The 7662-nt window shown below is 46.3% G+C and carries 6 protein-coding genes and 1 tRNA gene; 3 read left to right on the top strand and 4 right to left on the bottom strand.

Translation table 11 applies throughout. The features are described from left to right. Positions 1-507 precede the first annotated feature (507 nt). The gene (gene pssA, locus SHEWPOL2_RS21070) at positions 508-1326 is read right to left on the bottom strand and encodes a CDP-diacylglycerol--serine O-phosphatidyltransferase (protein ID WP_037431386.1); all 819 of its coding nucleotides are present in this window, start codon (positions 1324-1326) and stop codon (positions 508-510) included. A gap of 91 nt (positions 1327-1417) precedes the next feature. Here pssA and SHEWPOL2_RS21065 point away from each other — a divergent pair, with 91 nt between their 5' ends. After that, the gene (locus SHEWPOL2_RS21065) at positions 1418-1879 is read left to right on the top strand and encodes a DUF4124 domain-containing protein (protein WP_037431384.1); all 462 of its coding nucleotides are present in this window, start codon (positions 1418-1420) and stop codon (positions 1877-1879) included. Positions 1880-2045: 166 nt separating this feature from the next. Here the strand turns inward: SHEWPOL2_RS21065 and clpB are convergent, their stop codons facing one another. From clpB to rluD, 3 genes are all read right to left on the bottom strand, one after another. After that, positions 2046-4619 carry an ATP-dependent chaperone ClpB gene (gene clpB / locus SHEWPOL2_RS21060; RefSeq protein WP_037431382.1) on the bottom strand — a complete coding sequence of 858 codons (2574 nt, stop codon included), beginning with the start codon at positions 4617-4619 and terminating at the stop codon, positions 2046-2048. Positions 4620-4736: 117 nt separating this feature from the next. Next, the gene (gene pgeF, locus SHEWPOL2_RS21055) at positions 4737-5510 is read right to left on the bottom strand and encodes a peptidoglycan editing factor PgeF (RefSeq protein ID WP_037431379.1); all 774 of its coding nucleotides are present in this window, start codon (positions 5508-5510) and stop codon (positions 4737-4739) included. Between the two features lie 3 nt (positions 5511-5513). Further along, positions 5514-6485 carry a 23S rRNA pseudouridine(1911/1915/1917) synthase RluD gene (gene rluD, locus SHEWPOL2_RS21050; protein WP_037431377.1) on the bottom strand — a complete coding sequence of 324 codons (972 nt, stop codon included), beginning with the start codon at positions 6483-6485 and terminating at the stop codon, positions 5514-5516. Between the two features lie 122 nt (positions 6486-6607). Between rluD and SHEWPOL2_RS21045 the strand changes: the two genes are divergently transcribed. Together SHEWPOL2_RS21045 and SHEWPOL2_RS21040 are read left to right on the top strand one after the other, a co-directional pair. Further along, positions 6608-7369, top strand: coding sequence for an outer membrane protein assembly factor BamD (locus SHEWPOL2_RS21045; protein WP_037431375.1), 762 nt, complete (start codon positions 6608-6610; stop codon positions 7367-7369). Between the two features lie 218 nt (positions 7370-7587). Further along, positions 7588-7660: transfer RNA gene (locus SHEWPOL2_RS21040), tRNA-Phe, on the top strand. Positions 7661-7662: the final 2 nt, after the last annotated feature.

Below are 7662 nucleotides of genomic sequence, written 5' to 3'. Positions count from 1 at the left end.
ATTTGACCATTCACTTCGCGTTACCGCTCAGCGGGTCAGGGCTGCGTATTCTACGCATTTCCCTTGTCGCGTCAAGGCGTTTTTACAAACTTCTTGAGGCTTTCGAATCAACTGCACAATTTGCATTCGATTCGAACTGAAACCGCGCTCGCTTTCGCTGTCTGCCGTCTCAGTGGATGCGCATTATAGGCAGCGAAACTTTTTGTGCAAGCGCTTTTTTAACAAAACCTGCCGAGTGGACAAATAACCAACAAATCTTCAAGTATTGGGTGGATATGCTGCAATTTTTCTCACTTGGGCTGGTAAGTTTGGCATATGTAGAAAGGATGTGCAGGAAATTCTATAGATCGAATAGCCTTAAGAAAGGGCGCTTTAAAACTTTTACATATATAGATGAGTATGTCCGGTGCAGAGAAACGGTTCAAGAATAGGGAATGGCGACTCTTGAACCGTAGAACTAACATGGCATAAAAGATTGAGAATGTAGGAAATGTAGGAACTGTCGAACTAAGGATTATCCGTAGAACTTTTTGAACTTTTGGTGCCCTCTGCTGTTTCTTGTTCTTTTTCATGCTCTCCATCACCCACAATATGGGCTACTTTGAGCTTTCTCACGGTACGAATAGTGATCACTGGCCCCGAAATGGCGTAGAGATAAAAACCAATGCAGAGGATTAAAGCTGGCTGAACCGAAACCACAACAAATGCACCCACAACGAATAGGATGGCGATAAAGTTCACTTTGCCGCGCCAGTCAATCTCCTTGAAAGAGTGATAACGGAAATTGCTCACCATTAATAACCCCGTGATTGCTGTAATCAATCCGGCAATCCAACTGATATTCTTACCATCGAGATTATACTGATTACCAAGCCAAATACTGCCGGCAATAACGGCCGCAGCAGCAGGACTTGCTAAACCTTGGAAGTAACGTTTATCCGCAACACCGACTTGGGTATTAAAACGTGCAAGCCTTAATGCAGCTCCTGCGCAATAGATAAACGCCGCCAACCAACCGATTTTACCTAAATCCGCCAAGGCCCAATTATAGGCGAGCAGTGCTGGAGCCATGCCAAAGGACACCATATCCGCCATGCTGTCGTATTCAGCACCAAAGTCACTTTGAGTATTCGTCAGCCTTGCCACTCGTCCGTCAAGACCGTCACAGATCATAGCCACAAAAATCGCGATTGCTGCCGCTTCAAAGTTGGCATTCATCGAGGCAATCACAGCGTAGAAACCGGAAAACAAGCCTGCGGTTGTGAATAAATTGGGCAGTAAATAGATACCCTTATTCTTTACTGTTTGATTAGAAGAATTTTGCATACACTTATAAAGCTATGAACAGGAATGGAAGTAGGCTTCAAGATAGCATATTTTACTATCATGTCGATGGGTGCCCTAAGGGATGATGTTTATGTTAATGAAAACAAATTTGAGCGTGGTATTTTTAGGTTTTGTATACCTAGCGCTGCTCACACAACCCGTGCTGGCGGGCGCTATTTACATTTGGGTCGATAAGAACGGGGTGACTCATTACAGTCAACAACCACCGACTCAGGAACAACAAGCGCAGCAGTTGAATAGCAATGATCTTGAACCGAGTAAAATTGGCTATATAGCTCCCGTTAAAAAGGAAGCGCCTCCTGAAATGTCTGAGTCCGAAAAATCGGCGGCTTTAATTAAAGAGAAAGATGCCAAGCAAGCAGAAGCAATTTGTGAAAACGCTAAACATAATTTAGATGTGTTAACGACGCATACAAAACTCACCCGCCAAGAAGACGGTAATAAAGAACCTGTCGCGATGACAGAAGAAGAGCGCCAAGCAGCCATTACTGAGAATCAACAGCGGATCAAACTATTTTGCAATAAAAAATAACGCCCAGAGTTTGTAATAGGCACCACTAAAAATCTTGATGGCAATGCCACACTATTGCTAACCGCTATTTTATCTGTAACCGATATAGGCAAAAAAAACCGAAGTCCAAGACTTCGGTTTTTTGTTTAGGTAAAGCAGCATTTAGCACAGAAAATATCCGCGCAAATTATTGCTCGAATACCAACTCACCACCAGCGCAACTGACCTTGATAGGTTTGCCGGGTAGTAAATCGCCACGCAGTAATTTTTGCGCTAATGGGTTTTCCATCTCCTGCTGCAAGGCTCGTTTCAGAGGTCTTGCGCCATAGACTGGATCGAAACCAATTTCGGCGATTAACGATAATGCCTCGTCGGTGATCTCCAGCGTATAGTCTTTCTCTGCCAAACGCTTACGCAATGAAGCAATTTGGATAGAAGCAATATGCTTGATATTTTCCGCATCCAAGGGATGGAATACCACAGACTCATCGATCCGGTTTAAAAACTCGGGTCTAAAGCTATGGGTTACCACATTCATCACCGCGCTCTTCATTTCGCGATAACTTAGGTGGCCAAATCCTTCTTGGATAATGTCAGAGCCTAAGTTTGAGGTCATGATGATCACCGTATTTCTAAAGTCGACGGTACGACCTTGACCATCGGTTAAGCGGCCATCATCCAGCACCTGCAGCAAAATGTTGAACACGTCTGGGTGAGCCTTTTCCACCTCATCGAGCAAAATCACCGAATAAGGCTTACGACGCACCGCTTCAGTTAAGTAACCGCCCTCTTCATAGCCGACATAGCCTGGAGGCGCCCCAACTAAACGGGAAACTGCGTGTTTCTCCATAAATTCAGACATGTCGATGCGCACTAAGGCCGATTCCGTATCGAAGAGGAACTTAGCCAACGACTTACACAACTCAGTTTTACCCACACCGGTTGGTCCTAAGAACAGGAACGAACCAATAGGACGATTGGGATCGGCAAGCCCTGCGCGGCTACGACGAATCGCATTAGCGACCGCATCCACAGCTTCGTTTTGGCCAATCACGCGCTCATGCAGTGCAACTTCCATTTGTAACAGTTTTTCACGCTCGCCTTCAAGCATCTTAGAAACCGGAATACCCGTCGCCTTTGATAACACTTCAGCGATTTCTAAGTCAGTAACTTTATTGCGCAGCAGTGTCATATCCTGCATTTCAGCTTGCGATGCCAAGTCCAATTGCTTTTCAAGCTCTGGAATACGGCCATATTGCAGCTCGGACATACGCGTTAAATCACCGGCGCGGCGCGCGACTTCTAAATCCATCCGCGCTTGCTCAAGGTCGGCTTTAATATGCTGAGTACCTGCCAACGCCGCTTTTTCGGTGCGCCAGATTTCATTAAGCTCCGACGCCTTAGCCTCAACTTCATGCAACTCGACACGTAAATGTTCGAGTCGACGACGGCTCGCCTCATCGTTTTCTTTGGCCAATGCCTGCTCTTCCAGTTTCAACTGGATAGCACGGCGCTCCAATCTGTCGAGGGATTCAGGCTTAGAATCCATCTGCATACGGATGCTCGACGCCGCCTCGTCAATTAAGTCGATGGCTTTATCGGGTAATTTACGGTCCGACACATAACGGTGCGACATAGTGGCCGCCGCTACAATCGCCGGATCGGTAATTTCCACATGGTGATGCAGCTCATAACGCTCTTTCAAGCCACGCAAAATCGCGATGGTGTCTTCAACACTTGGCTCATCCACTAATACTTTTTGGAAACGACGCTCAAGGGCGGCATCCTTTTCAATATATTGACGATACTCATCAAGAGTCGTCGCCCCAACGCAGTGGAGATCACCACGGGCCAAAGCAGGCTTTAACATGTTACCCGCGTCCATAGCGCCATCGCCTTTACCCGCGCCCACCATTGTGTGCAACTCGTCGATAAAGAGGATCACTTGGCCTTCTTCCTGCGCAAGCTCATTAAGCACGGCTTTTAAACGCTCTTCAAACTCACCACGATATTTAGCGCCCGCAATTAATGCGCCCATATCTAAGGATAAAACGCGTTTATTTTTAATCCCTTCAGGGACTTCACCGTTCACAATGCGCTGAGCGAGGCCTTCAACAATCGCGGTTTTACCCACGCCAGGCTCACCAATCAGCACTGGGTTGTTTTTGCTACGACGTTGCAGTACTTGAATAGTGCGGCGGATTTCATCGTCACGGCCAATGACAGGATCGAGTTTGCCCTGCTCGGCACGTTCAGTAAGATCAACGGTAAACTTTTTCAGCGCTTGGCGTTGGTCTTCCGCATTAGGATCATCCACATTCTGACCACCACGCATTTGCTCAATGGTTTGTTCCATTAGCTCTTTGGTCGCGCCGGATTTTTTAAGGCATTGTGCTAGTGCATCGCTGCCCTCAAGCGCCGCGAGAACGAACAACTCACTGGAGATATATTTGTCTTTACGCTTTTGCGCCAATTTATCGCAAAGGTTTAATAAACGAATTAACCCTTGGGATAACTGCACATCACCGCCAGTCCCTTCTACTTGGGGAAGACGCTCAAGCTCTTGGCTCAACAGCGAGCGCAGCGCACTCACCCGAATACCAGCTTGAGTTAATAAGGGATGGATAGAACCAGAATCCTGGTTAAGCAGCGCCATCATCAAATGTAGCGGTTCGATAAACTGATGATCACGCCCAAGTGCTAACGACTGGGCATCTGAGATGGCAAGCTGAAATTTATTAGTCATACGATCGAGTCGCATACAGCCTCCTAAAACTCACAAATAAGGTACAGCATTTTGTTAGTTAAAAGATGGGGGCTATTTGACCAATTTCAAGCTAGATGGCTAGAAATAAATACAAATTATAGGGGAATAAACTTAAGACTTAAGCCAGATCAAGGAAGCCATACGACCAGTGATTTTATCGCGGCGATAGGAGAAATAATCCTGGTTCAATACAGTGCAAATATCAGCGCTGTAGATCTGTGTAATACCCAGTTGCTTTAAGCGTAATTTGGCTAATCCGATAATATCGGCAAGGTATTTATCGCCTCGCGCAATAAAACAACTTTCCGCATTAGGATCTTTTGCCATAAAGGCGGCACGCACATCGGCACCGACTTCAAAAGCGCTAGGGCCAATCGCGGGCCCTAAATAGGCAATCAGCTCACTCGGCTTAGAGGCAAACTTAGCCACACTTGCCTCAATCACCCCATCACACAGTCCGCGCCAACCAGCATGGGCTGCTGCAACTTCAGTCCCTTGTTGATTACACAAAAGCACCGGCAAGCAATCAGCGGTCATCACCACGCAAACTCGTCCGGCAAGATTGGTATAGCTAGCGTCAGCAATATGGGGATGAGAAACTGAAATACTCGCTTGCTGAGCCAGAGCTTCTGACGCTAATTCAACAGATTTGATATCAGCTAAATCAATTACATGAGTACCATGAACCTGTTCTAACCACACAGGCTCAGTAGCGAGCCCTAACCGTTTCGCCAAAATGCCACGATTAGCCAATACCTGCCGCGACGCATCCCCCACATGCAACCCTAAATTCAGGCTATCGTAGGGGGCAAGACTCACGCCGCCGTGGCGATTTGTCATTGCAATTGCCACATTGTCAGGTACTGGCCAATCGTGCATCAACATCAGTTAGTACTCGATCGGATGTTCTAAAGTGTCTTGACGCAGTGCTTTAGTCAAAATCACCATATCTTCTGGGATCGGCGCCGTCCAGCTCATGATTTCACAAGTCACAGGATGCGCTAATTCCAAACGTACCGCATGCAGTGCTTGGCGTTTAAAGTTTTTCAGGATCTCAAAAAACTCAGGACTTGCTGCCTTGGGTGGTTTTGGACGGCCGCCATAAACAGGATCGCCCACCAGCACATGGCCGATATACGCCATATGCACACGAATTTGGTGAGTACGTCCTGATTCTAAACGTAATCTTAAGCGGGTGTGATTACGGAATTTTTCTGCCACACGATAATGGGTCACCGCGGGTTTACCCGAATGATGCACCGCCATATGGGTACGTTTTGTCGGATGACGGCCAATCGGCTCATCCACTGAGCCCCCCGCCGTCATAGTACCGAGGACAATCGCCTCGTACTCACGGGTGATTTCACGGGCTTGCAATGCGGCCACTAAATGGGTCTGTGCTTCAACCGTTTTGGCCACCACCATCAAACCTGTGGTGTCTTTATCCAAACGGTGCACAATACCTGCACGTGGCACGTGCTCAATATTAGGGCAATGGTGCAGTAGTGCGTTCATCAGAGTACCGTCGGCATTGCCTGCACCTGGGTGAACGACTAAGCCAGCTTGTTTATTGATCACTAGGATATCATCATCTTCATAGACAATATCCAGCTCAATGGCTTGCGCAGCCGCATGCACTTCTTCTTCGAGCGTGGCGTTAATTTCGATTTGCTGCAGCTCAAAAACTTTTTCGCGCGGCTTGTTTACCATTACGCCATCAACATAGACTGCATCAGATAGGATCCATTCCTTGATGCGCGTGCGCGAGTAATCAGGGAACAACTCAGCCAGTGCTTGATCCAATCTCAAACCAGTTTGTGTTGCCGAAATCTCGCTTTTTAGATTAATCTCTTGTGTCATAGGAACCGTATCCCCATTTTGGGGTCAAAAAATGTGTGCTATCTGTTACAATCGAATGCTTTCTATTTTATCGTGAAATGGAAAAATTCTTAACTACAACTTATAAAGAATTGAATTCAAGTATGTATAAATTCTCCAAAGGCTTAACCTTAGTCCTATTTTCACTAGCGTTATCAGCCTGTAGTAGCAGTCCTGAAGATAACGATATTGCCGCCAAAACCTCACCTGACGAGCTTTATTCTCAGGCAAGAACCTCCATGGAGCTTGGCAATTACTCTAAAGCTGTCCGTTCATTGGAGGCGCTAGACTCTCGCTTCCCGTTTGGACCACATAAAACTCAGGTTCAATTGGATCTGATTTATGCTTATTACAAAATGGACGATGTTGCCTCTGGCATTGCTAACATTGACAGATTCATCCGTCTCAACCCAACGCACCCCAATATCGACTATGTCTACTATATGCGAGGACTCGTCAATATGCAGGCGGATAGCTATCTTTTCCACGATATGTTGAATATCGATAGAACCGATCGCGATCCGAAAAATGCCCAAGATGCCTTTAAGGATTTTGACCGTCTAATCAAAACCTATCCCAACAGCAAATATGCCGCTGACGCACAAAAACGCATGCTGTCGCTAAAAAACCGTTTAGCGAAATATTCCATTCAAGTTGCTGAATACTATATCAAAATGAACGCTTGGAGTGCTGCTGCTGTTCGTGCACAATCTGTGTTAGAAACATATCCCGGTACACCATCAACTGAGCGAGCACTGGAGATTATGGCAGAAGCTTATGGCGAGTTAGGTCAGAACCAACTGAAGCAAAACGTGCTAATGGTAATGCAAGCTAACTTCCCAAACAATGAAATATTAGCTAACTAAATAGAAATGCCCCTTTTAAAGGGGCATTTTTTCGTCTTCTACGGACATTTTTTACGTTTATCCCCTTTAAGTGGCACTGAGTATTTTCTCTTGTCATTCCCGCTAGGACTCAATAAATACACTATTCGAGTAAAACTTACCCAACCGCATCACTTTTTACATTATTTAGTAAAAATCAGTTGACTCAAAAGCCGAAAAGCCTTTAAATTGCGCCCGTCGCCCGAATAGCTCAGTCGGTAGAGCAGAGGATTGAAAATCCTCGTGTCCCTGGTTCGATTCCGGGTTCGGGCACC

Source organism: Shewanella sp. POL2, assembly GCF_000282755.1.
GTDB lineage: Bacteria > Pseudomonadota > Gammaproteobacteria > Enterobacterales > Shewanellaceae > Shewanella > Shewanella xiamenensis.
Note: the sequence above shows the minus strand (reverse complement) of the source record. Positions and strands in the feature narration are given on the sequence as shown.

What these genes read in the sequence shown, in the direction of transcription:
- pssA (WP_037431386.1), bottom strand. Translation starts at nt 1,326, where the DNA reads ATGCAAAATTCTTCTAATCAAACAGTAAAGAATAAGGGTATCTATTTA.
- rluD (WP_037431377.1), bottom strand. Translation starts at nt 6,485, where the DNA reads ATGACACAAGAGATTAATCTAAAAAGCGAGATTTCGGCAACACAAACT.
- pgeF (WP_037431379.1), bottom strand. Translation starts at nt 5,510, where the DNA reads ATGTTGATGCACGATTGGCCAGTACCTGACAATGTGGCAATTGCAATG.
- SHEWPOL2_RS21065 (WP_037431384.1), top strand. Translation starts at nt 1,418, where the DNA reads ATGTTAATGAAAACAAATTTGAGCGTGGTATTTTTAGGTTTTGTATAC.
- clpB (WP_037431382.1), bottom strand. Translation starts at nt 4,619, where the DNA reads ATGCGACTCGATCGTATGACTAATAAATTTCAGCTTGCCATCTCAGAT.
- SHEWPOL2_RS21045 (WP_037431375.1), top strand. Translation starts at nt 6,608, where the DNA reads ATGTATAAATTCTCCAAAGGCTTAACCTTAGTCCTATTTTCACTAGCG.